This window comes from Klebsiella variicola (genome assembly GCF_000828055.2).
GTDB classification, from domain to species: Bacteria; Pseudomonadota; Gammaproteobacteria; order Enterobacterales; family Enterobacteriaceae; genus Klebsiella; species Klebsiella variicola.
In genome coordinates this window covers 135,955-161,216 of the sequence record NZ_CP010523.2, presented here as the reverse complement: position 1 = coordinate 161,216, position 25,262 = coordinate 135,955, and the positions used below count along the sequence as shown (strand labels likewise).

The following is a 25,262-nucleotide window of genomic DNA, read 5'->3' as shown; positions in this document are numbered from 1 at the left end:
CCTTCCCCATGAGGGGAAAGGCGACGTATTCAACTACATGGATCGCAACGGCAGTTCGATCCGTCCTTTACGCCAGCGCGCTCAGCGCTGGCGTATTGCTGTGCGCGTCATCTGCGCACGCCGACGATCGCGATCAGCTAAAGTCCATCCAGGCCGACATCGCCGCCAGGCAGCGGGCGATTAAGCAACAGCAGCAGCAGCGCGCAAGCCTGCTCGCCCAGCTCAAAGCGCAGGAAGAGGCGATCGCCGCCGCGGCCCGCAAACTGCGTGAAACCCAGGACAGCCTGAACCAGCTCAATAAGCAGATTGACGAGATGAACGCTTCTCTCGCGAAGCTGGAGCGTCAGCGCGCGTCTCAGGAGCGTAACCTCGCTGCGCAGCTTGACGCCGCGTTCCGCCAGGGGCCGCATACCGGCATCCAGATGGTGCTGAGCGGTGAAGAGGGCCAGCGCAATCAGCGGATGCAGGTCTACTTCAGCTATTTCAACCAGGCCCGTCAGGAGACTATTGCGGAGCTGAAGAAAACGCGCGAAGAGATGGCGGTGCAAAAGTCGATGCTCGAAGAGAAGCAGAGCCAGCAGCAGACGCTGGTCTACGAGCAAAAAGCCCAGCAGGCGAAGCTGGAGCAGGCGCGTAACGAACGGAAAAAGACCCTTTCCGGTCTGGAGTCCGCCATTCAGCAGGGTCAGCAACAGTTAAGTGAATTGCGGGCTAACGAATCGCGCCTACGCGGTCGTATCGCCCAGGCGGAGGCTGCCGCCAAAGCCCGAGCCGATCGGGAAGCTCGCGATGCGCAGGCGGTGCGCGACCGCCAGCAGGAAGCATCGCGCAAAGGCACCACCTATAAACCAACGGAAAGCGAGCGTTCGCTGATGTCACGCACCGGCGGGCTGGGCTCGCCGCGCGGCCAGGCGTTCTGGCCGGTTCGCGGTCCGCTCCTTCATCGATATGGCGAACAGCTGCAAGGTGAACTACGTTGGAAAGGGATGGTTATCGCCGCGTCTGAAGGCACCGAAGTCAGAGCCATTGCCGATGGTCGGGTCATTCTGGCCGACTGGCTGCAGGGCTATGGTCTGGTGGTGGTGGTCGAACATGGCAAAGGCGACATGAGCCTGTATGGCTATAACCAAAGCGCGCTGGTCAGCGTCGGTACGCAGGTTCGTGCTGGTCAGCCTATCGCGCTCGTAGGCAGCAGCGGCGGTCAGGGCCGTCCGTCGCTCTATTTCGAAATTCGCCGCCAGGGTCAGGCGGTCAATCCACAGCCGTGGTTGGGAAGATAAGTTTTGCTTCAATTTCGCGCAATTGCTCTTGCCGTAGCCGGTTCGCTGGCTCTGGCGGCGCCAGCGTTCGCTGGCAAACTCTCCATCGTTATTGACGATTTTGGCTACCGCCCGCAGACCGAGAATCAGGTGCTGGCGCTGCCGTCAACTATCTCCGTCGCCGTGCTGCCGAACGCGCCGCACGCCCGGGAAATGGCCACGAAAGCGCATAATCTGGGCCATGAAGTGCTCATCCACCTGCCGATGGCGCCGCTCAGCAAACAGCCGCTGGAAAAAGACACCCTGCGTCCCGAAATGAGCAGCGAGGAGATCGAGCGCATCATTCGCGAGGCTTACGGCAAAGTTCCCTACGCCGTCGGGCTGAATAACCATATGGGCAGCGCGATGACCTCCAACCTGTTTGGTATGCAGAAGGTGATGCAGGCCCTGGAGCGCTACAATCTCTATTTTCTCGATAGCGTCACCATCGGCAACACCCAAGCCATGCGCGCCGCGCAGGGCACCGGGGTGAAGGTGATTAAGCGCAAGGTGTTTCTTGACGATACGCAGAATGAAGCCGATATCCGCAACCAGTTCAATCGCGCCATCGCCCTGGCGCGGCGCAACGGTTCGGCGATAGCCATTGGCCATCCGCATCCGACAACGGTGCGGGTGCTGCAGCAGATGGTCTATAACCTGCCGCCGGATATCACGCTGGTGCGCCCGAGCAGCCTGCTCAACGAGCCACAGGTCGACAACTCGACGCCAAACTATGCTCAGCCGCCTGCGCAACAAACGCTGCCAACGCCGCAGAAACCGCGCAATCCGTTCCACGGCGTGAAGTATTGCAAGCCGAAGCGCCCGCTGGAGCCCGTGAACGCCAGCCGCTTCTTCACTATCCTCAGCGACAGCATCAGCCAGAGCGCGCTGGTCCAGTACTATCGCCTCAAATGGCAAGGCTGGGACAATCCCGGCAACTAGACCACTCAGGGGTCCGTTCGCTTTTGCGCGACGGGCGCCTGGTTATCTTCGTGGGCGTACCACGCCTTAAAATATTTGAGAAAGCTGTAAAACGTGGCGTACAGGCCGGTGACCACGCCGACTTTGCCAAAGCGCCACGCTCCGCTAAAGAGATACCACTTAAAGAAAGCGCCAATGGCGCTGACGATCCCCCGCGTCAGCGAAGGTTTGATCTGCTGGTACTTCACCAGCCGGGTGGTATAGCTGTTCAGCTTATTAAACACTTCATGCAGCGAATAAAAGGTGTCATGGCGTACAAAGCCCGGCAGCCTGACGGAGCGTGCGTGTCCGACCACCTGGTCATCCACCGGCCGGTCGTTAAACCGCGCCTGCTGGCGGTTAAAGAGACGCACCGGGTAATCCGGCGAAGAAATAGGGTAGATCGTTCGCACCTGCGTGCCGAGCACAAACCAGTAGCGCGGCAGACGCCAGGCGCAGGTTGGGTCCGGCTCCTCCCCCGCTTTTAGCGCCTGAATGGCCGCCACTACGTCATTATCAAGAATCTCATCGCTATCCATACACAGCACCCAGTCATGGCTGGCCAGCCCGATGGCGTAGTTCATCTGGGCGCCGTGGGCTTTATAGGCATGATGATGGACGGTGAGGCCAAACTGCTGACAAATAGAGACCGTTTCGTCGGTGCTGCCGGAGTCGACGACGATACATTCATCGGCCACCTTCAGCAGCGGCGGCAGCACCTCCATCAGCAGGCGCGCAGAGTTACAGGTCAGTAAGCATACGGAGAGTTTAAGCATGATAGTTACAAAGTTAAACCGCGACTAAACACACTGTATAAGCGAATAACCGTAAAATCGATGTAGAAATTGTGCGCTTAATATTAAGCAGGCTAAAAATGTTATCCAAATCTAAATTAAGGCGCCCGCAGGCGCCTTTTTTGCTGATTTTTACAACAGCCCGGAGGCGTTATTCCCAGCTCAGAACCACTTTACCGGACTGGCCGGAGCGCATCGCGTCAAAACCTTTCTGGAAATCATCAATGCCGAAGCGGTGGGTGATGATCGGTGAAAGGTCCAGACCAGACTGGATCAGCGCCGCCATTTTGTACCAGGTTTCGAACATTTCGCGACCATAGATCCCTTTAATAAACAGCCCTTTGAAGATGACCTTGGTCCAGTCGATGGACATATCCGACGGCGGGATACCCAGCATCGCGATACGGCCGCCGTGGTTCATGGTATCGAGCATGCTGCGAAACGCCGGCGGCGCGCCGGACATCTCCAGGCCCACGTCGAAACCTTCGGTCATGCCCAGCTCGGCCATCACGTCGTTGAGGTTCTCTTTCGCCACGTTCACCGCGCGGGTGACGCCCATTTTGCGCGCCAGCTCCAGACGGTACTCGTTGACGTCGGTGATCACCACGTTACGCGCGCCGACGTGTTTCGCCACCGCCGCCGCCATCACGCCGATCGGACCGGCGCCGGAAACCAGTACATCTTCCCCGACCAGATCGAAGGAGAGCGCGGTGTGCACCGCGTTGCCGAACGGGTCGAAGATAGACGCCAGGTCATCAGAGATATTGTCGGGGATTTTAAAGGCGTTAAAAGCCGGGATCACCAGATACTCGGCAAAGCAGCCCGGGCGGTTAACGCCCACGCCGATGGTGTTGCGGCACAAATGGGTGCGGCCCGCGCGGCAGTTGCGGCAGTGGCCGCAGGTGATATGCCCTTCGCCGGAGACGCGGTCGCCAATCTTAAAGCCGCGCACTTCCTGACCAATCCCCACCACTTCGCCGACGTATTCGTGACCGACCACCATCGGCACCGGAATGGTCTTCTGCGACCACTCATCCCAGTTGTAGATGTGCACGTCGGTTCCGCAAATAGCAGTCTTGCGGATTTTAATCAGCAGATCGTTATGGCCGACTTCCGGTTCCGGTACGTCGGTCATCCAGATGCCTTCTTCCGCTTTCAGTTTGGATAACGCTTTCATCTCACACCCTTATTAGGCGATGACGCCCAGTTGTTTGCCGATGCGGGTAAAGGCTTCCACCGCACGCTCAATTTGTTCAGGGGTATGCGCCGCCGACATCTGGGTGCGAATACGCGCCTGGCCTTTCGGTACCACCGGATAGAAGAAGCCGGTGACATAGATCCCTTCTTTCTGCAGCTCGCGGGCAAAGTTCTGCGCCACCACCGCTTCACCCAGCATCACCGGAATGATGGCGTGGTCGGCGCCCGCCAGCGTGAAGCCTGCCGCGGTCATTTTTTCGCGGAACAGACGCGCGTTAGCCCACAGCCGATCGCGCAGGTCTGCACCCTCTTCAACCATCTCCAGCACTTTGATGGAGGCGGCCACAATGGCCGGCGCCAGAGAGTTGGAGAACAGATACGGACGGGAACGCTGGCGCAGCCACTCAACCACCTCTTTGCGTGCGGCGGTGTAGCCCCCGGAGGCGCCGCCCAGCGCTTTACCCAGCGTGCCGGTGATGATGTCGACGCGACCCATCACGTCGCAATATTCATGAGAGCCGCGGCCGTTTTCGCCGACGAAGCCGACGGCGTGGGAGTCATCGACCATCACCAACGCATCGTATTTATCCGCCAGGTCGCAAACGCCTTTCAGGTTGGCGATCACGCCATCCATCGAGAAGACGCCATCGGTGGCGATCAGCACGTGACGCGCGCCGGCCTCGCGCGCTTCTTTCAGACACGCTTCCAGCTCCTGCATGTCGTTGTTGGCATAGCGGAAGCGCTTCGCTTTACACAGGCGCACGCCGTCGATGATCGAGGCATGGTTCAGGGCGTCGGAGATAATGGCGTCTTCCGGCCCGAGCAGCGTTTCAAACAGGCCGCCGTTGGCGTCAAAGCAGGAGGAGTAGAGGATCGCGTCTTCCATACCGAGGAAATCGGCCAGCTTCTTCTCCAGCTGCTTATGCGTGTCCTGGGTACCGCAGATGAAGCGCACCGAGGCCATCCCGAAGCCGTGGCTGTCCATACCGGATTTCGCTGCGGCAATCAGTTCCGGGTGGTTCGCCAGACCCAGATAGTTATTGGCGCAGAAGTTAATCACATGGCTGTCGCCGACGGTAATGTCCGCCTGCTGCGCCGAGGTGATGATCCGCTCTTCTTTGAACAAGCCTTCGGCCCGAGCGGTTTCCAGATTACTCGTTAACTGTTTGTAGAAATCACCACGCATTGCAACTCTCCAGATTCGGCAAAATTTGGCACATATTACCCAAAGCTATACGCTGATACGAGATGATGCAGGCCTGAATGAATTATTTGCAGCATAAATCACGTCAGCCCAGCACCTTATTCTGCGAATGGCTGTAGGCTTGCTCATGTGGTGATATGATATGAGCATTCATGCCCGGATTGTCTTCGGGCTCCCAACTTCAAAGGTACAGTTATGATCATCGTTACCGGCGGCGCAGGCTTTATCGGCAGCAACATCGTTAAAGCGCTGAATGACAAAGGCATCACCGACATTCTGGTTGTCGACAATCTGAAAGACGGCACCAAGTTTGTGAATCTGGTTGACCTGAACATCGCTGACTACATGGATAAAGAAGACTTTCTGATCCAGATAATGGCGGGTGAAGAGTTCGGTGAAATCGAAGCGATCTTCCACGAAGGCGCGTGCTCTTCCACCACAGAGTGGGATGGCAAGTACATGATGGATAACAACTATCAGTACTCTAAAGAGCTGCTGCACTACTGCCTGGAGCGCGAAATCCCGTTCCTGTACGCCTCTTCCGCCGCCACCTACGGCGGACGCACCAGCGACTTCATCGAGTCCCGTGAGTACGAACAGCCGCTGAACGTCTACGGCTACTCCAAATTCCTGTTCGACGAATACGTCCGCCAGATCCTGCCGGAAGCCAATTCGCAGATCGTCGGCTTCCGCTACTTCAACGTCTACGGGCCGCGCGAAGGCCACAAAGGCAGCATGGCGAGCGTCGCTTTCCACCTCAACACCCAGCTGAATAATGGCGAAAGTCCGAAACTGTTCGAAGGCAGCGACGGCTTCAAGCGCGACTTCGTCTACGTGGGCGACGTGGCAGACGTCAACCTGTGGTTCTGGGAAAACGGCGTGTCCGGGATCTTCAACCTTGGCACCGGCCGCGCGGAATCCTTCCAGGCGGTTGCCGATGCGACCCTGGCTTTCCATAAAAAAGGCAGCATTGAGTACATCCCGTTCCCGGACAAACTGAAAGGCCGCTACCAGGCATTCACCCAGGCCGATCTGACTAACCTGCGCAAAGCGGGCTATGACAAACCGTTCAAAACCGTTGCCGAAGGCGTAACGGAATATATGGCCTGGCTGAATCGGGATGCGTAAGAGATAACATGAAAATTCTGGTGGTAGGCCCGTCTTGGGTGGGCGACATGATGATGTCGCAAAGTCTTTATCGTACGCTCAGGGCGCGCTATCCCCAGGCGATTATCGACGTGATGGCGCCAGCCTGGTGCCGTCCGTTGCTATCGCGCATGCCGGAAGTGAATGAAGCGATCCCGATGCCGCTGGGCCACGGCGCGCTGGCTATCGGCGAACGCCGCAAGCTCGGCCACAGCCTGCGCGAGCGTCGCTACGATCGCGCTTACGTGCTGCCGAACTCGTTTAAATCGGCATTAGTCCCCTTCTTTGCCAACATCCCGCTGCGCACCGGCTGGCGCGGCGAGATGCGCTACGGTCTGCTCAACGACGCCCGGGTACTGGACAAAGACGCCTGGCCGCTGATGGTGGAACGCTACGTGGCGCTGGCCTACGACAACGGCGTGATGCGCTGCGCCAAAGATCTACCGCAGCCGCTGCTGTGGCCGCAGCTGCAGGTCAACGATGGCGAAAAATCACAGGCCTGCAACGCCTTTAATCTCTCAAACGAGCGGCCGATCATCGGTTTCTGCCCCGGCGCGGAATTCGGACCGGCAAAGCGCTGGCCGCACTATCACTATGCTGCGCTGGCTAAAAAGCTTATCGACGATGGCTATCAGATTGCGTTATTCGGCTCGGCGAAAGATAACGAGGCCGGCAAAGAGATCATCGCCGCCCTCAGCAGCGAGCAGCAGGCCTGGTGTCGTAATCTGGCGGGTGAAACCCAGCTGGAGCAGGCGGTCATTCTGATCGCCGCCTGTAAAGCTGTAGTGACTAACGATTCGGGGCTGATGCACGTCGCCGCCGCGCTGGACCGCCCGCTGGTGGCGCTGTATGGCCCGAGCAGCCCGGACTTCACCCCGCCGCTGTCGCATAAAGCGCGGGTTATCCGCCTGATTAGCGGCTACCACAAGGTGCGCAAAGGCGATGCCGCGGAAGGCTATCATCAGAGCCTGATCGACATCACCCCAGAACGCGTCCTGCAAGAGCTGAACGAACTGTTAGCGGAAAAAACCGAGCACGAGGAAGCGTAACGGATGCGGGTATTGATCGTAAAAACCTCGTCCATGGGCGACGTGCTACACACGCTGCCCGCGCTAACCGACGCTGCGCAGGCCATCCCCGGCATTCGCTTCGACTGGGTGGTTGAAGAGGGTTTCGCGCAGATCCCCTCCTGGCATGAAAGCGTCGAGCGGGTGATCCCGGTGGCGATTCGCCGCTGGCGTAAAGCCTGGTTTTCCGCGCCGATTAAAGCGGAGCGTCAAGCCTTCCGCGAGGCCGTTCAGGCGGTAAAGTATGACGCCATCATCGACGCCCAGGGGCTGGTGAAAAGCGCCGCGCTGGTTACTCGCCTGGCGCACGGCGTCAAGCACGGTATGGACTGGCAAACGGCCCGCGAGCCGCTGGCCAGCCTGTTTTACAACCGCCGCCACCATATCGCGAAACAGCAGCACGCGGTGGAGCGTACCCGCGAGCTGTTCGCCAAAAGCCTTGGCTACGCGAAACCCCAGACCCAGGGGGATTACGCCATTGCGCGCCATTTCCTGCAGCACGAGGCTAGCGCTGCCGCGCCCTATCTGGTGTTTCTGCACGCCACCACCCGCGATGATAAGCACTGGCCGGAAACCCGCTGGCAGGAGCTTCTCGATCTGCTGGCCGACAGCAGCGTCCGCATTAAGCTGCCGTGGGGCGCCCCGCACGAAGAGGCGCGGGCAAAACGACTGGCGGAAGGCCGGGAGTATGTTGAAGTGCTGCCGCGCATGAGCCTTGAGCAGGTGGCGCAGGTTCTGGCCAGCGCCCGGGCTGTCGTCTCGGTCGATACCGGACTGAGTCATTTGACCGCCGCGCTGGATAAACCGAACTTCACGCTCTACGGCCCGACCGATCCGGGGCTGATTGGCGGATACGGTAAAAACCAGCATATCGTCAGGCCGGAAAACAGCACCAGCACCAGCGATATTCCGGCCAGCCGGGTTCATCTTCTCCTGCAAAATCAGGGGCTGCGCTGATGGGATCCCTGTTTAAACAGATCTACCGCTATACGCGCCCTCGCGCTTATCGCCACAATGAAAATCTGTGGCCTTTTACCCGTATTACGCGCGCGCCAAGCGGCGAAATCAGCGCGTTACGCTATAAAGGGAAAACGGTGCCGCTGGTCAGCCTGAGCGCGCTGAAAAACAGCATGCAGGGCGAAGTCCTGCTGACCGCCACCGGCCCCTCAACCCGCAATATCGATTTTTCCCTGTTGTCGAAAACGATCCCGGTGATGGGCGTCAATGGCGCCTGGCATCTTGCCGACCGGCTGCACTTTTCGCTCTATACCATCGTCGACATGGAATTTTTCGATAAGAAGCCTGATATTATCCGCGCCATTGTCAGCCAGCCGGAGATTCTGCTGTTCACCACCATGCACGGGATCGCCAAAATTCTCGATCGCTATGGGGACGCACTACGCTGCCGTTTGGCGTTGATTGAGGACGGTTGCTATAAGATTTACCAGCCGAAAGTCGCCAGCGAAGCGATAAAGCGCACTTACCAGCAGAATGCGGCGATGTGCTTTCATCCTCAGCGCCCGGATATCTGTTTTAGCACCGATATTCGCCAGGGCATCTTTGATGCCGGCACGGTGGTCTACTGGGCGCTGCAAATTCTCGCCTGGCTGGGCTTCAATACTATCCTGGTGAGCGGCCTGGATATGACCAACTTTAACCAGCCGCGATTCTACGAAACACAACAAGAAAAATTGCCTTCTTACCTGGCAACAAAAGTGGATACCCTCGTCATGCCCTCCTTTGCGCATGCCGCGCAGGTACTGCAGCAACGTCAGATTCGGGTGATTAATTTTTCCCCAGAAAGCGCTGTGCCGGATACTATCTTCGAAAAGGTTGCGTTTAATGAGTACTTTAAAAGTGAGTAACTTCGCCAGACAGGGCTACTCGATTGTCTTTCCTTTGTTTTTATTTTTCAGCGCGATTTTTTGCATGTCCACCCGGACCAATAATCTGCTGCATTTATCCATCCTGCTGCTATTGCTGTCGCTGGTACGCCAGGAAAACCGCCAGGCGCTGGCCGGGGTGTTACGCGAGCAGTGGCAGACCTGGACGCTGCTGGCGGCTTTCTTTATCTATTACGCCCTCAGTAACCTGTGGGGACATACGCCGCAGCATATTGACTCGCCGATCACCCACGGCGTGTATCTGACGGGGTATCTGTTGCTGATGACGATGCTGCTCAGCGACGAACGAACCCGCCGCCTGGCCATGCTGGCGGTGGTTGGCGGGATCACCGTGCTCTCCCTGTGGACGCTGATTATCGACCATACGCTGGTCCTCACTGCACGAGCGGTCTCCCCCGAGAACCCCGGACCAACGAACGTTATCGACCTTGCCGGTTACTGCGGCATCGGCATTTTAATCTGCGGCATGCTACTGAAAGAAAAAGCCAGCCACTGGCTCTATCTGCCGGTGGTCATCATGCTGGTGATGCTGCTGCTCACCCAAAGCCGTGGGCCGATCATCGCCCTGGTGCTGGCGGTCGGCTGCACGTTGCACCTGCACGTCTTCACCCGCCGCAACCTGCTGATCGCCGCGGCGCTGGCTGTGCTGGTAGCGCTGCTTTTGGTCATGACGCCGGTGGGCGACATGCTGCTCGCCCGTTTCGAGGAGCTTGGTACCCAAAGCGGGCTGCGCCTGAGCATCTGGCACCATACGCTGTCGGAGATGGCCAGCCAGCCGTGGCTGGGGCGCGGTTTCAGCTATGAACTGGATTTCATCAACTACAGCGGCGAGCACATCACCACCACCCACAGCGTGTATATGGGCGCCCTGCTGAAAGGCGGCATCCTGGGGTTACTGCTGCTGCTGGCGGTCATTGCCTGCGGGCTATGGCAGGCGTGGCGCAAGCGCCACACCGACAGCCGCTACAGTCTGGCGATCCTGTTTTACGCGCTGGTGTTTATGGCCTCGCAGGGAATGTTTATCATCAGCAACCCCCGGGAAACCTGGGTGCTGTTCTGGCTGCCGCTGGGCATCGCGCTCAGCAAAGGGCTGGCGGAAAAACGCTAACAAAAAGGGCCGTCAGCGGCCCTTTTTTATATTCACTTTTAAATCAACTGCGGGCGGCGACCAGCCGGTCGGCCTGCTCTTTAATCACGGGCCACACCGACTCAATCGCCACATCGGCGACATTCGCTTCTTCACAGACGATCTGTTTCGCCTTGTCATAGCCCGGCGCCCAGATGTGATAGCCGGGCAGCCCGGTATCCTTGAGTTTGCGCTTGTTATAGACCGCCACCATCGGTTTATCGAAGGCCCGGGCGATATGCACGATCGAGGTGTCTGGCGTAATGACTAAATCACAGCTGCGGATCACTTCGACGGCGGAGTTGATGGTGCTGTCGGCGATATACAGCGCCATATCCAGCCCCAGCTGGCGGATTTTCTCACTACGCCCCACCATCACGATACAGACCCGGTAAGGTAGGGCGCGTAACCGCTCGACCAGGGTCGCCACCTGGTGACGACAGAAGTCTTTATCCTCAGACGCGGTAAAAGGGTTAATGGCGATACGCAGTTCGACCTCTCCGGCCTGGGAAAGCAAGCGAGCCACTTTCTCCCGCTCATGGCGGCAGCCGGGGAGATGATAGTGATACGGGTGGTCGTCAACGATGCCAAACAGTTTCACCACCTGTTTATAGCGCTGGGAAATATGGCTGTTGCTGTCAAAAAAAGCGATCGAATGATCGTAAAGTTTATATTGATCTTTATTAAAACCAATCACGCTGGCCGCCCGTAAATCGGCGAGTAATTTAAAGCGTTCATAGCTGGTGACGTCATCAAAATCGATAACTGCATCAAAACCTACCGCCCGCAACGTATTTAAGGACATGCGCGGCCGATATAAATATACTTGCTGAATGAATTCTGAGCCTGCTAATATTTCGCAGCATATTGGTCCGGTTAACACCGAAACCTGATATCCCCGTTCGGCCAGTATTCTGGCGCAGCCGGTCGTGACCACCATATCCCCGACTTTATCGTCCAGGCGCAATAGCAGTACGCGGCGGACAGCCGCTGGGTCGAAGGCTTTACGCGCCGGCTTATTTCTGTATCGATAGTTAATTAAATTAAATTTAATGCCGCGGAAAAAAGCATTCTTTTTCCGCGTTAATTGTTTAAGGATACGCATACGGTACCTTGAGCTGTGTTAGCGCTGTGTGATTTTCCGCTGGTAATATTCTGCCAACGTCATGCCCTTCACCTGCGGCGCCAGCCAGCTAAAAAAGGCTTCAAGGTCAGCGTATAAACGCTCAATATCCCGTTCATTCTGGAACGTGGGGCTGCCGCCGGGCATATACTCTGAAGAGTGGAGCATATATTCCACGTAGTCATTGCCCTGCGTCAACGTTTGTTCGACGACTTTTTTCATCGTCTCCACGTTGCCGCCCATCGGACGCAGCCAGTGTACGGAGGGGGAACGCACTTTACCCCGCAGGCGATCGTAGCCCTGCTTCACGCTGTTCATCCACGCTGAGTGCTTGTACTGAATGCTCATCGGCACTTCCAGCAGCGGAGAGTGGCCTTCGCGGCTGATATCATTTTCATCGAGAAAATAGGCATGCTGCGGGAAGCGGCGATAATCGGTCCCGCCATCGCCCTGCGGCGCTCCCTTGGCGGTCTTCCAGTTCACCCGCGGGGTCACCGAGCAATCCACCTGATAACCGTGCTCCACCAGCAGACGCGCATAGCGCTCGTCAAAGGCCCAGCGCCCGGCGCGATGGCTGACCATTTTGGTCTGGAAAGTATCCTCCAGCAGATGCGTCATATAGTCGACCTTCTCACGCATCATGGCATCGCTGTATTCAATGAGATAAGGCTTATGCCGCCAGTCATCGGCGGTCAGCGGCTCGGTCGGCGGGCTGTTCCACGCATGCAGATGCATGCCGACTTCCGCGGTGCCGCGGGCAATCACGTCTCTGGCGAATTCGATATAAAAGGGGTCGATGGCCATTTCATAGTTGGTCAAATAGACCGGTTTAAAGCCATACTTTTCGCAAAGCTGCTGAAAACGCGGGAGATAACGCGCATTCTCGGTGGTGATGCTGTCATGTTTTTGCCAGAGGTTATCGCCCTCTGTATCAATCGTGATGAGAAATGCGGGATTGTGCACGAAAACGTCCTCAGGCCATACGTATCGGGTCATGGTAGAGCAATACAACGCTTCTCTCAATCTGTCTGATCCCCTAGAATCGGAACCCTTATCCTGGATGAAGAACAGAGTATGACGCCTGAAACCCTCTCCCGCGGCCCGTTGAACCCGGCGCGGATCCTGGTCATTAAGCTGCGCCATCATGGCGACATGCTGTTGATCACGCCGCTTATTCACGCGCTGAAACAGCAGTATCCCGCCGCCAGCGTGGATGTGCTGCTGTATGAAGAGACCCGGGATATGCTCGCCGCCAACCCCGATATCCATCATATTTATGGTCTCGATCGCCGCTGGAAAAAGCAGGGAAAAAGGCATCAGTTGAAGATGCAATGGCAGCTCATTCAGACGCTGCGTCAGCAGCGATACGATATGGTGCTTAACCTTGCTGACCAGTGGCCGAGCGCGATTATCAGCAAACTGACCGGCGCCGCGACGCGGATTGGTTTTGATTTTCCGAAGCGCCGCCACCCGGTCTGGCGCTATTGCCACACCGCGCTGGCCTCCACCCAACAGCACAACCAGCTGCATACGGTACAGCAGAATCTCTCTATTCTCGCTCCGCTCGGTCTCCCGTTGAACGACGCGCCGGCGCGGATGGGCTACAGCGAAGCAGACTGGGCCACCAGCCGCGCCCTGCTGCCGGAGGAGTTCCGGGAAAACTACATCGTCATCCAGCCAACGTCGCGCTGGTTCTTTAAATGCTGGCGCGAAGATCGTATGAGTGCGCTGATCAACGCGCTGTCCGCCGAGGGGTACGCGGTGGTGCTCACCTCCGGCCCCGACGATCGAGAGAAGAAGATGGTGGACACCATCATCGCCGGCTGCCCGCAGGCGCGTCTGCACTCTCTAGCCGGCCAGTTAACGCTGCGCCAGCTGGCGGCGGTGATCGATCACGCCCGCCTGTTTATCGGCGTCGACTCGGTGCCGATGCATATGGCTGCGGCTCTTGGCACTCCGCTGGTCGCCCTGTTCGGCCCCTCGAAGCTGACCTTCTGGCGTCCGTGGCAGGCGAAAGGCGAGGTGATCTGGGCCGGCGACTTCGGTCCGCTGCCCGACCCGGACGCCATCAACACCAACACCGAAGAACGTTATCTCGATTTAATTCCTACCGACGCCGTGATCGCGGCGGCGAAAAAGGTACTGGCATGAGTAAATTCAGGCTGGCTCTGGTGCGGCAGAAGTACCGCCCGGACGGCGGCGCAGAACGGTTTGTCTCCCGCGCGCTGGAAGCCCTCGACAGCAGTCATCTGCAGCTGAACGTCATCACCCGCGAATGGCAGGGGCCGGTGAAACCGGACTGGCAGATCCATATCTGTAACCCACGTAAATGGGGGCGCATCAGCCGCGAGCGCGGCTTTGCCAACGCCGCGCGTGCGCTCTGGCAGCGTGAGTCTTTTGACCTGGTGCAGAGCCATGAACGTATTCCCGGCTGCGATCTCTACCGCGCTGGCGATGGCGTTCATCGCCGCTGGCTGCAGCAGCGCTCGCGCATTTTACCGGCCTGGAAAAGCCGCCTGCTGTTCGCCGACCGTTACCACCGCTACGTCATGCAGGCGGAGCGCGAGATGTATGAAGACTCACACCTGCGCGGGGTGATCTGCAACGCCGAGATGATCAAGCGCGAAATTATCGAAGACTTTGGCCTGCCGGCGGAGAAGATCCACGTTATTTATAACGCCATTGATAACCAGCGTTTTCTACCGCCGGGCGAAGACACCTTTGCCGCCTTACGCGCCAAATGGCAGCTACCGCTGCAGGCAACCTGCCTGATTTACGTCGGCTCCGGCTTTGAGCGCAAGGGACTGGCGGCGGCAATCCGCGCCATCGCCCCCACCGATCGCTATCTGCTGGTGGTTGGCAAAGATAAGGATCAGTCGCGCTATCAGGCGCTGGCGAAGAGTCTCGGCTGCGAAGCGCGGGTGCGCTTCTTCGGCATGCAGTCGGAGACGCTGCCCTTCTATCAGATAGCCGATGGTCTGCTGCTGCCCACCCTCTACGATCCGTTCCCCAACGTCATTCTCGAAGCGATGGCCTGCGGTCTGCCGGTGATCACCACCACCGGCTGCGGCGGGGCGGAGTTTATCGTCGACGGCCACAACGGTTACGTCTGCGACGCCCTGGATATCCCGGCGCTGCAGCAGGCGGTGATGGCCCTGCCTCCCCGCGCGCTGGGCTCCGCGCAAGGTGGTCGCGCCCGCGAGCGCATCATGGCCTGCACCAGCGAGCGACTCTCAACCCAGCTGCTTTCTCTTTATCAGGATCTGGTGAAATAACGATGCGCATCTTATTTGTGATTGACGGTTTACCCGGCGGCGGCGCGGAAAAAGTGGTCCTGACCCTGGCGGCACAGTTCCTGCGCGACGGCGATCGGGTGTCGCTCATTTCGCTGCGCGATGTCTGCGAGTATCCGTTGCCCGAGGGTCTCGACTATCAGGTGGTGGCCGATCGCTGCCGTAAACCGTGGCGCAAGCTGACCGAGCTGTCCCGCCGCGCCCGCCAGCTGGACGCCGCGGTCATCCGGGCCGAACAGCAGGGGCAATTTGACCTCGTGCTTTCCAACCTGCACAAAACCGACCGCATCGTCGCCCGCAGCCGGGCGCTGCGCGAGCGTAACGTCTGGTTCTGCCTGCACGGCGTATTCTCTGCCTCCTATCTCGGGCACCGCACCGGCTTTGACCGCTGGATGAAGCAGCAGAAAATTAAGCGAATTTACCAGGGTCGCAACGTGGTGGCGGTTTCCGACGCCGTGGGACGCGATCTGGTGGAAGCCTTCGCCCTGCGTCCGGCACAGCTGAAAACTATCTACAACCCCTTCGATATCGCCACTCTGCGCGCCGAGGCGGAAGCCGACAGTGAGCGACCGGCCGGTGACTATCTGATTCACGTCGGCCGCTTCCATCCGGGCAAACGCCACGACCGCCTGCTCGAAGCCTATGCGCAAAGCGGCATTGACGCGCCGCTGGTGCTGTTAGGCCAGGGAAAACCGGAGCAAGAGCAGCGCCTGCGCCAGCTGGCCAAAACGCTGCAGGTTGACGATCGGGTGTGGTTCAAGGGTTTTCAGAAAAACCCCTTACCGTGGATCAAAGGCGCACGGATGCTGGTTTTAAGCTCCGATAGCGAAGGATTCGGCAATGTGGTGGTGGAAGCGCTGCTGTTGCATACGCCGGTTGCCAGCACCCGCTGCCCCGGCGGCGTCACCGAGATCCTCACCGGCGAACTTGCCCGCGGTCTGGCGGATCTGACCAGTCCGGCGCTGGCTCAGACGATGCAAAGCATTTACCATAACCCGCCGACTATCGACGACGCCGCGCTGGAAAAATTCAGCGTCGTGTCCATTTGTCAGCAGTACCGTCAGTTGCAGCGCACCTGACGCCGTTAGTTAACCAGGATCGAAGATTTATGAGTCAAACGCCTTTATTGAGCATCGTGGCTGCCGTCTACAACGGTGAGAAATTTCTTGCGCAGTTCTTTGAGTGCCTTGAACAGCAGCAGCTGGAAAGCTATGAACTGATCCTGGTGAACGATGGTTCGACAGACAACAGCCTGGCGGTGATCGCCGAATGGCGGGATCGGCTGCAGAACGTCCAGGTACTGGAGCAGGAAAACCAGGGCGTCTCGGTCGCGCGCAATACCGGCCTCGCCGCCGCCAGCGGCAAATATCTGGCGTTTCCGGATATCGACGACAAACTCTATCCGGGCATGTATCGCACGCTGCTGGAGATGGCCGAGAAAGAACATCTCGATATCGCGACCTGCAACGGCACCTACGTGTATGAAAAGCGCCGCGAGAGCCACCCGATCTTCCCGCTGGATCGCCTGCCCTCGACCGGCGTGCTGCCGGGTCATGTCTGGCTCAAGCAGGCCCTGGACTCGCGGAAGTTTCTACACGTCACCTGGCTCAACATCTATCGCCACGACTTTATCCGCCAGCATCACTTCCATTTCGAACCCGGCCTGCGCCATCAGGATATCCCGTGGACGACAGAGGCGCTGCTGGCCGCGGAGCGCGTGCAGTACACCAGCCAGCAGTTCTATGATTACTACATCCACTCTGAGTCGGTGTCGCATAAGCCGGACAACGACGACACGCTGATGCGTTCGGCGCGCCACTATATGAAGATTTTGGAGATGCTGGAGGCGATCAACCAGCGCTACCCGGATAAAGTGCGCCATATCGCCGCCTGTCGCTGGCAGATCGCCAAAGAAGGTCTGGGGATCATCCACACCTTCGACAGCATGAAAGATGAGTCGAAAAAGCATGTTATTATTAAAGAATTCTTCGACCGCGGTATCTGGCGGTTAATCTGGAAAAACGCCTGTACTTTCCGTTTACGCTGGCGCCTGGGACGCCGTTATCTGCGTATTAAGCGTTATCGCCACGCGGTATAGACCAAAAACCCGCTGTTTCCGCCAAAGAGATAGCTTTACGCGGGCTAAATGCTTAGAATTTGCCCGCCAAAACAGAGAACGGATAAATAGTTTGGAATTGCTTTATACCACCCTACTTTACCTTATTCAGCCGCTGGTGTGGCTGCGGCTGCTGCTGCGCAGTCGTAAGGCTCCTGCCTATCGTAAACGCTGGGCGGAACGCTATGGCTTCTGTCAGAACAAGGTAGAGCCGGATGGCATTCTGCTGCACTCCGTTTCCGTCGGAGAAACCCTGGCCGCCATTCCGCTGGTTCGCGCTCTGCGCCACCGCTACCCTTCGATGCCGATCACCGTCACCACCATGACGCCGACCGGCTCCGAGCGCGCCATGTCGGCGTTCGGCAAAGATGTCCATCACGTCTATCTGCCCTACGATCTGCCCGGCGCCATGAACCGCTTCCTGAATACCGTTCAGCCGAAGCTGGTTATCGTGATGGAAACCGAGCTATGGCCGAATATGGTGGCCGCGCTGCATAAGCGTAAGATCCCGCTGGTGATCGCCAACGCCCGCCTTTCTGAACGTTCCGCCAAAGGCTATGCCAAACTGGGCGGTTTTATGCGCCGCCTGTTAAGCCGTATTACGCTTATCGCCGCGCAGAATGAAGAGGATGGCAACCGCTTCCTTGCTCTCGGACTGAAGCGCAACCAGCTGGCGGTCACCGGAAGTCTGAAATTCGATATCTCTGTCACCCCGGAGCTGGCGGCCCGCGCGATTACGTTGCGCCGCCAATGGGCGCCACACCGCAAGGTCTGGATTGCCACCAGCACTCACGACGGCGAAGAACAAATCATCCTGCAGGCGCATAAAAAACTGCTGGAGACCTTCCCGAACCTGCTGCTGATCCTCGTTCCCCGGCATCCGGAGCGCTTCCCCGACGCGCGTGAGATGGTGCAAAAGGCCGGAATGAGCTTTACTCTGCGCAGCACCGGCGAGATCCCCTCCTCCAGTACCCAGGTGGTGATTGGCGATACCATGGGTGAACTGATGCTGCTCTACGGCATTGCCGACCTCGCCTTCGTTGGCGGCAGCCTGGTGGAGCGCGGCGGCCATAACCCGCTCGAGCCGGCGGCGCATGCCATTCCGGTGCTGATGGGGCCGCATACCTTCAACTTCAAAGATATCTGCGCCAAGCTGCAGCAGGATGATGGCCTGATCACGGTCACCGACGCCGACTCGCTGGTCAGGGAAGTGTCCACGCTCCTGACCGATGAAGACTACCGCCTGTGGTATGGCCGTCACGCGGTGGAAGTGCTGCACCAGAACCAGGGCGCGCTGTCGCGTCTGCTCAAGTTACTGCAACCTTACATGCCGCAACGGAGTCATTAATGTCGAACCGGCTTTCCGTGGTGATGATCGCCAAAGATGCAGCGGACCTGCTGCCGGATTGTCTGGACTCCGTTAGCTGGGCAGATGAAATCATCGTCCTCGACTCTGGCAGTACCGACAACACCGTCGAGCTGGCCCGCCGCCTCGGCGCCCAGGTCTATACCCATACCGACTGGCGAGGCTATGGTATTCAGCGCCAGCGCGCGCAGGACTATGCCACCGGCGACTGGGTGTTGATGATCGATACCGATGAGCGCGTCACGCCAGAACTCAGGCAGGCTATTCTTAAGGTGCTGGCAGCGCCGCAGCGCGGCGCTATCTACAGCATCGCTCGTCGCAACTACTTTCTCGGACGCTTTATGCGCCACAGCGGTTGGTATCCCGATCGCGTGCTGCGCCTGTACGAACGCGCCCGTTACCGCTATAACGATAATCTGGTCCATGAATCGCTGGATAGCCTGGGCGCAGAGGTCATTCCGCTAACCGGCGATCTCCTGCATCTGACCTGCCGCGACTTCGCTGGCTTCCAGCAAAAACAGCTGGCGTATGCTGCAGCGTGGGCGCTTGAGCGCCACCGTAAGGGTAAGAAGACCTCGATGGCGGGGATTTTCAGCCATACCCTGGGCGCGTTCCTGAAAACGCTGCTGCTGCGCGGTGGGGTGCTGGACGGTAAGCAGGGCTGGTTACTGGCGATGGTCAACGCGCAGTATACGTTTACGAAATATACCGAGCTGTGGGCGCTGAGCCACGGCTACTCGGAGAAAGGGTAATCATGAGCACAAAAGCGATCTATCCGGGTACCTTTGATCCCATCACCAACGGTCATATCGACATTGTCACCCGCGCGGCGAGCATGTTCGATAAAGTGGTGCTGGCTATCGCCGCGAGCCCGAGCAAAAAGCCGATGTTTACCCTCGACGAGCGTATCACGCTGGCCACTCAGGCAACAGCGCATCTGGTTAACGTGGAGGTTATCGGCTTTAGCGACCTGATGGCCAGTTTCGCCCGCGCGCAGCAGGCCAATATTTTAATTCGCGGCCTGCGGGCGGTGGCGGATTTCGAGTATGAGATGCAGCTGGCCCACATGAACCGCCACCTGATGCCAACGCTGGAGAGCGTGTTCCTGATGCCGTGCAAAGAGTGGTCGTTTATCTCTTCCTCACTGGTGAAGGAAGTGGCGCGTCACCAGGGCGACGTTTCTCATTTCCTGCCAGCTAACGTCCACCAGGCGCTGTTGAATAAGCTGAAGTAACGCATCTATCTGCTGGGGCATGAGCCACGCAGGCTGGCGCTGCACTGCGCCGCCCATCCACACCGGCTCTGTCCCGGTCTTTGTGCCAGGTGGCGCTACGCTGACCTGGCCTACAAACGTTCCTGTTCCTGAGAACTACTTCTGGCACTGACGGCAATAAAAGGTCGCCCGCTGGGCATGTTTGGTCCCGACAACCGGCGTGCCGCAGATCCGGCACGGTTCGCCCTTGCGGCCATAGACCTGCAGCTCCTGGGCAAAATAGCCCGGCTTGCCATCGCTTTGCAGGAAATCCTTCAGCGTGGTGCCGCCCTGCTCTATCGAACGCAGCAGGACCAGCTTAATCACTTTCACCAGCTGCTCACACTCTTCCCGCGACAGTGAAGAAGCCAACCTGTCGGGATGGATCCCGGCCGAGAACAGCGACTCGCTGGCGTAGATATTGCCGACCCCTACCACCAGCTTGTTATCCATCAGCCAGGGTTTGATCGCAGTTTTTTTCTTCGCGCATTTCTGCTGAAGATAGTCGGCGTTAAATTCATCGCTGAGCGGCTCCGGGCCAAGGTGGGCCAGTACCGGATGGTCTTCCAGCGTTTTGGTCCACAGCCAGGCGCCAAAGCGGCGCGGATCGGTATAGCGCAGCACCTTGCCATTACTCATGACCAGGTCAACGTGATCGTGTTTTTCGGCCGGTAGCTCTTCGCTCAGGATACGCAGGCTTCCAGACATCCCGAGATGGACGATGATCCAGCCGTCCGGCAGTTCCAGAAGCAGGTATTTGGCACGACGCCGCACGCTGAGCACCGGAACGTCGCTCAGGCGATAAATCTCTTCGGAAACCGGCCAGCGCAGCCGTCCGTTGCGCACGACGGCGTGCAGAATGGTTGCGCCAACCAGGTGCGGCTCGATGCCGCGGCGGCTGGTTTCAACCTCTGGTAATTCAGGCATGATTTTCCTCATCTACATAGGCAGGCGTCACTATTTTACCTCGTTCAGGAGGCAACGACGCGATTAGTGGAGAAAATTCACGCCAACGGTCATCCGCCTGCCATCAGGCTGCGGTTTAAAGTTCCAGCGCCACAGCATATTGACCGCCTGCGCATCATACTGTTCCACTTCGCTGCTTTTGCTGATGAGAACCAGCGTCGGCATGCCAGTATCATCGATATCAACGGTCAGTTCCGCCCGCCGTTCGTCCGGCCTCTGCGGCGCCTTCCACTCCACGTTGAAGAGAGCGGCGTTCAACACCTCATCCCGATCGATATCAACCGTCATGCGCGGCGCTGGATCCAGGGGAGTGATGGTTTCCTGACGATCCAGTTTTTTACTGGCAGGTAAGATCGCCGCGGCCTTCGCCGTATCTTCCCCTTTCGCTCTTTCCCCAAGGATATCGCCATAGTCGGCGTAGACCTTTGCCGAAAGAATCGCCTTACGTGGCCCCATGCCAACCCGCATCAGTAGCTTCGTTTTGATATTCGCTATTTTCTGCTCGGTATCCTCGGTAAGCGGCTGTAGCAGCATGGAAGCGATCATCGCGCCCATATACAGCTCAGGATCGCGCTCGGCCCACACGCTCCCCCAGGCCATCCACACCTGCGGATCCTCTGGCGCCAGCGCCAGCAGCTGCGACCATGCTGCCCGCTTCTCCTCAAAGGAAGCGTAACTTTTTCTGAACGCCAGATCTTTGAGTAGCGGCGCGTAGTACGGGTGCGTCTCCACCAGGGCTTCCATCGCCTCCGTCATTTCAGTAAAGCTTTCCATTCTGCCTTTGGGCGTTTTATCGCGTTTTTTTAGGTAGATAAGCTGTAACTGATGCGCCTCTTCCGCGCTCAGTCTCTGTTGCGGAAACAGCGCTTTCATTCGCGTAAATCGCGCAACCATTTCCTTCGAGGCGCTTTCCATCCCCGTTTTATTATGGCGAGCGGCCAGCCGGGAAATGCGCATCGCCCGCGCCTCCATCTCCCCATAGTATTCTTCCGGCGGTACGCGATCGCTGATAAAGCTCACTGGCATCAACACGCGTTTTCCCTGCCGGTGAGAACCAAAACGCCACTCCTGTGCATAGTGCAGCGCCGCCTGGTCGAACTCGGGAACGCCACTGCTGCATTCAACGACCACGTTTAACAGCTCGCCGCTGGCGTCGGTATCCAGCGAGAGTATGGTCGTCGCTGACTTGATATATTTATGTATCGCCGGATACAGCATCGCCTGCAAACTCTCTTTCCTGATGCCATAGCGCTCCGTATCAATGCTGACATGGCCAGGAAAGCGTTCGTTAATCGGGCTGACGCTACGCACGGGGGCAGTTTTAAACACGATTGATTTTGCCAAAGGCAGCACCTTGCTCGCTTCACCCTGTTCTGTTGCATACTTATCCAACGGCAAGTCGCAGGAGCGCGTCTGCATCCGCGCCTGCAAAATGAGCAGGATTTGCCGATCTTCCACCGGCATTTGCGCGATGTATGCTGCCAGCCGCTGCTGTAGCGCAGGCTGCCGCGGGCTCTCCTTCAGACCCTCCGCCATTAACAATCCGGTCGTAATGCTCTTTGTGAACGGCTGAAACTGCGATTTTCGCACCCGCTCATCATCGCGGGCCTGGATCAGCGCGACTGCCCAGCCCAGCCAGGCATCCGGGTTTTCCGGCGCAATGGCGATGGCCCGGCGAAACGCCGTTTCCGCCTGCGCTTTATCCGCCTCGCTCGTCAGCGTCAGGATGGCCGTGGCCAGCGTCAGATCGCCCCGGTCCGGCATCCAGGCCAGATACTCCATCATTTTAGGTAATGCTTTCGCTTCCCGTTCACGATAGCCCAGCGCCTGCTGCCAGAGCGCATCCGCGGCGGCGGCATCTTCTTCATTCCAGCCAAGCGGCAGCGCCGCCAGCGGTTTTTTCTGCGCGAGAAATTGCTCGGTGATGTTGTGCTGATTCAACGGCCCCCCACGCAGCGCTATCTGAATAAAACGAGCATGGCGGTCATAGAGAAAATCGCTCCAGGCGGGTGTTTCCAGCTGATTCATACTCTGCCAGCGCCGCTGGTTTTGTTCGCCAAAAGGCACCTTGCATAAGGTAATGCCGATGACAAAAACAATCTGCGCCACAGCAACAATCAGATAGCCTTTATTGTGTCGGGTAACCGCCACCCACATCAGAGCGGAAAAATAGATCGTTCCCCCCAGCCACAGGCCATAGAGATATAAACGCTGGGGATCATTGAGCGCGGCAGGTAACAGCGGCAGTGTATCCATTAAGCGGAACGGTGCGGACCACAGCAAGGAGACTAAATCCGGCGCCACAAAAGCCATCAACAACGCGAAAAAGAGAATGAGATATCTTAATTTCAGCGTCATTTATGGCTGACTCCGAATAATGGACCGGAGTATCAGCGCCGCCACCCAGATAAAAATAATCAGTAACGCCGCAATATCGAACCATGCTGGACCAGAGCCGTTGAGCCGGGCAAAACTGCGCGCCAGCCCCCCAATAATCAGCGTACTCATCAGCGCCAGCGCGCCATGCCAGGCAAATGAAGGAACGTTGCTGCGAATACTGCGCCACAGCAGGGTTAACGGCCCCGGCCCGGTAGGTTGACGAGGTACGGCGGCGGCTGGCGCCCTGCGAGGCTTCTGCATTACCGGTGCGACCCGCGGGCGCACGGTTTCCGCTTGCTTACGCTGCTTTGCCTGCTTTATTCCCGCAACAACCTGTTTTTTCCGCGCGCAGACCAGGCATGGCATCCCGGCGAAATGCTGGTGTTTTTGATGACAAAGAATAATTTTTTGCGTGCTACGTAGCGCATAAGGACGCAGCACCTGCGCCCATTCATCGGCGGAAGGTCGTCGGGCGGGCGAATCGCTAAATGCGCGATCGAATAGCTTACGCAGCTCAACCGGCAGCAAATGGTGGGTACTTGCCGGCACCGGTGAGATAGTCGTTGCTGCGTTGATCCCGTAGGCGTAGCAGCCAGCGGCGATACGGCCGGGTAAATCATCCGGTACCTTCGCCATTTGCGAGCGACCGCTGTAGGGATGAATACCATGGTTGAGCAGTTGGAAAATGATCACCGCCAGCGAGAAACGATCCTGCGCTTCTTCCTGCTCACCGGGCACCTGCCCAATACGCTGAAACTCCGGCGCCAGATAATCCGGCGTGAACTGCCCTGCAGGGAAACGCTCTCCCTCGCCCTGAATGCTAAAGCCATCGCAGTCCAGCAGCGCGATATAAAGGCTGTCGCGATAGAACCGCAGGTTGACTGGCTTCATGTCGATAACCCGGTGCTGTCGCGCATGCAGCGTAGAGACCAGGGTAGCAAGGTTACAAGCCAGGCTCACTTTCGCACCGATGCCTTCCGGCAGATGGTGCGCCTTCGCCTGCCGCGCCTGTAAAATATACTCCAGCTCAATGGTGCGCTGGGTGTCGAGAACCGGCATGACAAAGCCCACTACGCGCTTGCGCTCGTCGTAGAGCAAATAGTCGGGCCATGCCAGCTGGACAATCGACTCACCTTCCGCGGGGGCGGGGATCTCAGGCCGCTGCGCCAGCATGGCGCTGAGCTTGCGTTGGTAGTAAGCGGTATCGGTCTGCGGATGGTAAAGTTTAGCAACGCGGGAAGGGTCATCCGCCAGGAAATAAACACTCCCCGCGCCGCCGCTCTTGATCAGTTTCCCCAGACGTACCGTGCGGCGCTGTCCGTCATAGCAGGCTGGCAGCTTTTTATGCTTCATGACGCAGGGCTACCAGAAGTGTCTTGTCATCACCGGTTATCGCCCAGGTGCGCGGGTCGTCCAGCGTGGCGCGCAGCGCTTCGCTTCCTTCAGCCTCTGAAACCTGCTGCACATAACGCAAAACCGGATCGATAAACGGAGAGAACAGCGCATCCCCACGCCGATTGAGCGCGAACGGCTGCACGCCGTCAGTCATCATCACCAGTCTCGTGGCTCTGCCAGAAAACTGGCTGATATGTAAATGCTCCCGCCAGTCGTCGCTGGTCAGGAACCAGGTCTGGTTAGCGTATTCGCCGTTTTCAGGCAGGGAGAAGTGCTGTTCGGCATCCAGGCTTAACGCCGCAGCGCCATCGCCAATATGCACTATCACAGAGGCGGTCTCTCCCAGCCAGGCAGCCAGAACGGTACAGGCAAAATCGCCCGCGGAAATTTCCCGCTCCTGCGCCTGTAGCAGCACGGTCTCGCGCACACTACCGAGCAGCGTCGCCAGCTGATTTTCATCCGGCGCCGTGATGAATGTCGCCAGGCGATCGGCCAGCGCATGCGCGACCAACGCTGCGCCCTGCTCGCTATACGCGGCAGAGCCTGCGCCATCGCATACCACGGCGACAAGCCGATCGCCCAGATGGCGATAGCAAAAGGCATCCTGGCAGGGAAGTTGATTTTGTCGGTGGCTGCTACCCATGACCGACGCTGCGTATACGCGCCAGTTCATGGT

23 protein-coding genes are annotated in these 25,262 nt (G+C 58.2%); 14 read left to right on the top strand and 9 right to left on the bottom strand.

Translation table 11 applies throughout. The features are described from left to right. Positions 1 to 8: 8 nt before the first annotated feature. Together envC and SP68_RS00740 are read left to right on the top strand one after the other, a co-directional pair. Positions 9 to 1,280 (top strand): murein hydrolase activator EnvC, encoded by a 1,272-nt coding sequence (envC, locus tag SP68_RS00745; protein ID WP_008806853.1) that lies wholly within the window; start codon positions 9 to 11, stop codon positions 1,278 to 1,280. Positions 1,281 to 1,283: 3 nt separating this feature from the next. Further along, a complete protein-coding gene (locus SP68_RS00740; protein ID WP_040969180.1) occupies positions 1,284 to 2,240 on the top strand; it encodes a divergent polysaccharide deacetylase family protein in 957 nt (318 codons plus the stop codon). 5 nt (positions 2,241 to 2,245) lie between these two features. On the opposite strand, the gene SP68_RS00735 is transcribed toward SP68_RS00740, so the two are convergent. The 3 genes from SP68_RS00735 to kbl all read right to left on the bottom strand — a co-directional run bounded on the left by SP68_RS00735 (position 2,246) and on the right by kbl (position 5,435). Next, positions 2,246 to 2,983, bottom strand: coding sequence for a glycosyltransferase family 2 protein (locus SP68_RS00735; protein WP_230131485.1), 738 nt, complete (start codon positions 2,981 to 2,983; stop codon positions 2,246 to 2,248). Positions 2,984 to 3,203: 220 nt separating this feature from the next. Next, positions 3,204 to 4,229 carry an L-threonine 3-dehydrogenase gene (gene tdh / locus SP68_RS00730; RefSeq protein ID WP_004205051.1) on the bottom strand — a complete coding sequence of 342 codons (1,026 nt, stop codon included), beginning with the start codon at positions 4,227 to 4,229 and terminating at the stop codon, positions 3,204 to 3,206. A gap of 12 nt (positions 4,230 to 4,241) precedes the next feature. After that, positions 4,242 to 5,435 (bottom strand): glycine C-acetyltransferase, encoded by a 1,194-nt coding sequence (gene kbl, locus SP68_RS00725; protein WP_008806850.1) that lies wholly within the window; start codon positions 5,433 to 5,435, stop codon positions 4,242 to 4,244. A gap of 213 nt (positions 5,436 to 5,648) precedes the next feature. Between kbl and rfaD the strand changes: the two genes are divergently transcribed. Genes rfaD through SP68_RS00700 form a run of 5 tightly spaced genes read left to right on the top strand, consistent with a single transcriptional unit; the run spans position 5,649 to position 10,678 of the window. Beyond that, entirely contained in the window at positions 5,649 to 6,581 is a 933-nt protein-coding gene (gene rfaD / locus SP68_RS00720) for an ADP-glyceromanno-heptose 6-epimerase (RefSeq protein WP_008806849.1), read from the top strand. 8 nt (positions 6,582 to 6,589) lie between these two features. Further along, positions 6,590 to 7,648, top strand: coding sequence for an ADP-heptose--LPS heptosyltransferase RfaF (gene rfaF / locus SP68_RS00715; RefSeq protein ID WP_008806848.1), 1,059 nt, complete (start codon positions 6,590 to 6,592; stop codon positions 7,646 to 7,648). Between the two features lie 3 nt (positions 7,649 to 7,651). Next, on the top strand, positions 7,652 to 8,623 hold the full coding sequence (rfaC, locus tag SP68_RS00710; RefSeq protein WP_040969181.1) for a lipopolysaccharide heptosyltransferase RfaC: 972 nt from the start codon (positions 7,652 to 7,654) through the stop codon (positions 8,621 to 8,623). After that, positions 8,623 to 9,531 carry a sugar glycosyltransferase gene (locus SP68_RS00705; protein WP_012540313.1) on the top strand — a complete coding sequence of 303 codons (909 nt, stop codon included), beginning with the start codon at positions 8,623 to 8,625 and terminating at the stop codon, positions 9,529 to 9,531. Before rfaC ends, SP68_RS00705 begins: the two co-directional genes overlap by 1 nt. Next, positions 9,509 to 10,678 carry an O-antigen ligase family protein gene (locus SP68_RS00700; protein WP_039102644.1) on the top strand — a complete coding sequence of 390 codons (1,170 nt, stop codon included), beginning with the start codon at positions 9,509 to 9,511 and terminating at the stop codon, positions 10,676 to 10,678. Before SP68_RS00705 ends, SP68_RS00700 begins: the two co-directional genes overlap by 23 nt. A 43-nt stretch (positions 10,679 to 10,721) precedes the next feature. Here SP68_RS00700 and SP68_RS00695 read toward each other — a convergent pair whose 3' ends face one another. Both SP68_RS00695 and SP68_RS00690 read right to left on the bottom strand, forming a co-directional pair. Continuing rightward, positions 10,722 to 11,801, bottom strand: coding sequence for a glycosyltransferase family 9 protein (locus SP68_RS00695; protein ID WP_008806844.1), 1,080 nt, complete (start codon positions 11,799 to 11,801; stop codon positions 10,722 to 10,724). 18 nt (positions 11,802 to 11,819) lie between these two features. After that, a complete protein-coding gene (locus SP68_RS00690; protein ID WP_012540311.1) occupies positions 11,820 to 12,782 on the bottom strand; it encodes a polysaccharide deacetylase family protein in 963 nt (320 codons plus the stop codon). 111 nt (positions 12,783 to 12,893) lie between these two features. On the opposite strand from SP68_RS00690, the gene rfaQ reads away from it, so the two are divergent. The 7 genes from rfaQ (at position 12,894) to coaD (ending at position 19,828) form a co-directional block, all read left to right on the top strand. Continuing rightward, positions 12,894 to 13,970: a putative lipopolysaccharide heptosyltransferase III gene (gene rfaQ, locus SP68_RS00685; protein ID WP_016161955.1), complete on the top strand. Its 1,077-nt coding sequence runs from the start codon at positions 12,894 to 12,896 to the stop codon at positions 13,968 to 13,970. Beyond that, positions 13,967 to 15,094: a glycosyltransferase family 4 protein gene (locus SP68_RS00680; RefSeq protein WP_040969183.1), complete on the top strand. Its 1,128-nt coding sequence runs from the start codon at positions 13,967 to 13,969 to the stop codon at positions 15,092 to 15,094. The genes rfaQ and SP68_RS00680 overlap by 4 nt, the downstream gene beginning before the upstream one ends. A gap of 2 nt (positions 15,095 to 15,096) precedes the next feature. Next, a complete protein-coding gene (locus tag SP68_RS00675) occupies positions 15,097 to 16,191 on the top strand; it encodes a glycosyltransferase (RefSeq protein ID WP_012967059.1) in 1,095 nt (364 codons plus the stop codon). A gap of 29 nt (positions 16,192 to 16,220) precedes the next feature. Then, positions 16,221 to 17,210 carry a glycosyltransferase gene (locus SP68_RS00670; RefSeq protein WP_008806839.1) on the top strand — a complete coding sequence of 330 codons (990 nt, stop codon included), beginning with the start codon at positions 16,221 to 16,223 and terminating at the stop codon, positions 17,208 to 17,210. Positions 17,211 to 17,301: 91 nt separating this feature from the next. After that, the gene (waaA, locus tag SP68_RS00665; RefSeq protein WP_008806838.1) at positions 17,302 to 18,576 is read left to right on the top strand and encodes a lipid IV(A) 3-deoxy-D-manno-octulosonic acid transferase; all 1,275 of its coding nucleotides are present in this window, start codon (positions 17,302 to 17,304) and stop codon (positions 18,574 to 18,576) included. Next, complete coding sequence (locus tag SP68_RS00660; protein ID WP_008806837.1) at positions 18,576 to 19,346, top strand: glycosyltransferase family 2 protein; 771 nt, start codon at positions 18,576 to 18,578, stop codon at positions 19,344 to 19,346. Before waaA ends, SP68_RS00660 begins: the two co-directional genes overlap by 1 nt. Positions 19,347 to 19,348: 2 nt before the next feature. After that, positions 19,349 to 19,828 (top strand): pantetheine-phosphate adenylyltransferase, encoded by a 480-nt coding sequence (coaD, locus tag SP68_RS00655; RefSeq protein WP_032733942.1) that lies wholly within the window; start codon positions 19,349 to 19,351, stop codon positions 19,826 to 19,828. Positions 19,829 to 19,963: 135 nt separating this feature from the next. On the opposite strand, the gene mutM is transcribed toward coaD, so the two are convergent. The 4 genes from mutM to SP68_RS00635 form a co-directional block, all read right to left on the bottom strand. Further along, positions 19,964 to 20,773, bottom strand: a complete 810-nt coding sequence (gene mutM, locus SP68_RS00650) for a bifunctional DNA-formamidopyrimidine glycosylase/DNA-(apurinic or apyrimidinic site) lyase (RefSeq protein WP_039102646.1) — start codon at positions 20,771 to 20,773, stop codon at positions 19,964 to 19,966. Positions 20,774 to 20,836: 63 nt separating this feature from the next. Next, complete coding sequence (locus tag SP68_RS00645; protein WP_040969185.1) at positions 20,837 to 23,170, bottom strand: energy transducer TonB; 2,334 nt, start codon at positions 23,168 to 23,170, stop codon at positions 20,837 to 20,839. Next, complete coding sequence (locus tag SP68_RS00640; protein WP_040969187.1) at positions 23,171 to 24,544, bottom strand: DNA-binding protein; 1,374 nt, start codon at positions 24,542 to 24,544, stop codon at positions 23,171 to 23,173. Next, positions 24,534 to 25,259, bottom strand: a complete 726-nt coding sequence (locus SP68_RS00635) for a PP2C family serine/threonine-protein phosphatase (RefSeq protein ID WP_032740336.1) — start codon at positions 25,257 to 25,259, stop codon at positions 24,534 to 24,536. Before SP68_RS00635 ends, SP68_RS00640 begins: the two co-directional genes overlap by 11 nt. Positions 25,260 to 25,262 lie beyond the last annotated feature (3 nt).

Coding starts and splice junctions, on each gene's coding strand:
- rfaD (WP_008806849.1), top strand. CDS start 5,649: ATGATCATCGTTACCGGCGGCGCAGGCTTTATCGGCAGCAACATCGTT.
- SP68_RS00700 (WP_039102644.1), top strand. CDS start 9,509: ATGAGTACTTTAAAAGTGAGTAACTTCGCCAGACAGGGCTACTCGATT.
- SP68_RS00640 (WP_040969187.1), bottom strand. CDS start 24,544: ATGAAGCATAAAAAGCTGCCAGCCTGCTATGACGGACAGCGCCGCACG.
- SP68_RS00635 (WP_032740336.1), bottom strand. CDS start 25,259: ATGAACTGGCGCGTATACGCAGCGTCGGTCATGGGTAGCAGCCACCGA.
- envC (WP_008806853.1), top strand. CDS start 9: ATGAGGGGAAAGGCGACGTATTCAACTACATGGATCGCAACGGCAGTT.
- SP68_RS00680 (WP_040969183.1), top strand. CDS start 13,967: ATGAGTAAATTCAGGCTGGCTCTGGTGCGGCAGAAGTACCGCCCGGAC.
- mutM (WP_039102646.1), bottom strand. CDS start 20,773: ATGCCTGAATTACCAGAGGTTGAAACCAGCCGCCGCGGCATCGAGCCG.
- coaD (WP_032733942.1), top strand. CDS start 19,349: ATGAGCACAAAAGCGATCTATCCGGGTACCTTTGATCCCATCACCAAC.
- kbl (WP_008806850.1), bottom strand. CDS start 5,435: ATGCGTGGTGATTTCTACAAACAGTTAACGAGTAATCTGGAAACCGCT.
- SP68_RS00705 (WP_012540313.1), top strand. CDS start 8,623: ATGGGATCCCTGTTTAAACAGATCTACCGCTATACGCGCCCTCGCGCT.
- SP68_RS00695 (WP_008806844.1), bottom strand. CDS start 11,801: ATGCGTATCCTTAAACAATTAACGCGGAAAAAGAATGCTTTTTTCCGC.
- tdh (WP_004205051.1), bottom strand. CDS start 4,229: ATGAAAGCGTTATCCAAACTGAAAGCGGAAGAAGGCATCTGGATGACC.
- SP68_RS00660 (WP_008806837.1), top strand. CDS start 18,576: ATGTCGAACCGGCTTTCCGTGGTGATGATCGCCAAAGATGCAGCGGAC.
- SP68_RS00735 (WP_230131485.1), bottom strand. CDS start 2,983: ATGGAGGTGCTGCCGCCGCTGCTGAAGGTGGCCGATGAATGTATCGTC.
- rfaC (WP_040969181.1), top strand. CDS start 7,652: ATGCGGGTATTGATCGTAAAAACCTCGTCCATGGGCGACGTGCTACAC.
- rfaF (WP_008806848.1), top strand. CDS start 6,590: ATGAAAATTCTGGTGGTAGGCCCGTCTTGGGTGGGCGACATGATGATG.
- SP68_RS00670 (WP_008806839.1), top strand. CDS start 16,221: ATGAGTCAAACGCCTTTATTGAGCATCGTGGCTGCCGTCTACAACGGT.
- rfaQ (WP_016161955.1), top strand. CDS start 12,894: ATGACGCCTGAAACCCTCTCCCGCGGCCCGTTGAACCCGGCGCGGATC.
- SP68_RS00675 (WP_012967059.1), top strand. CDS start 15,097: ATGCGCATCTTATTTGTGATTGACGGTTTACCCGGCGGCGGCGCGGAA.
- SP68_RS00645 (WP_040969185.1), bottom strand. CDS start 23,170: ATGACGCTGAAATTAAGATATCTCATTCTCTTTTTCGCGTTGTTGATG.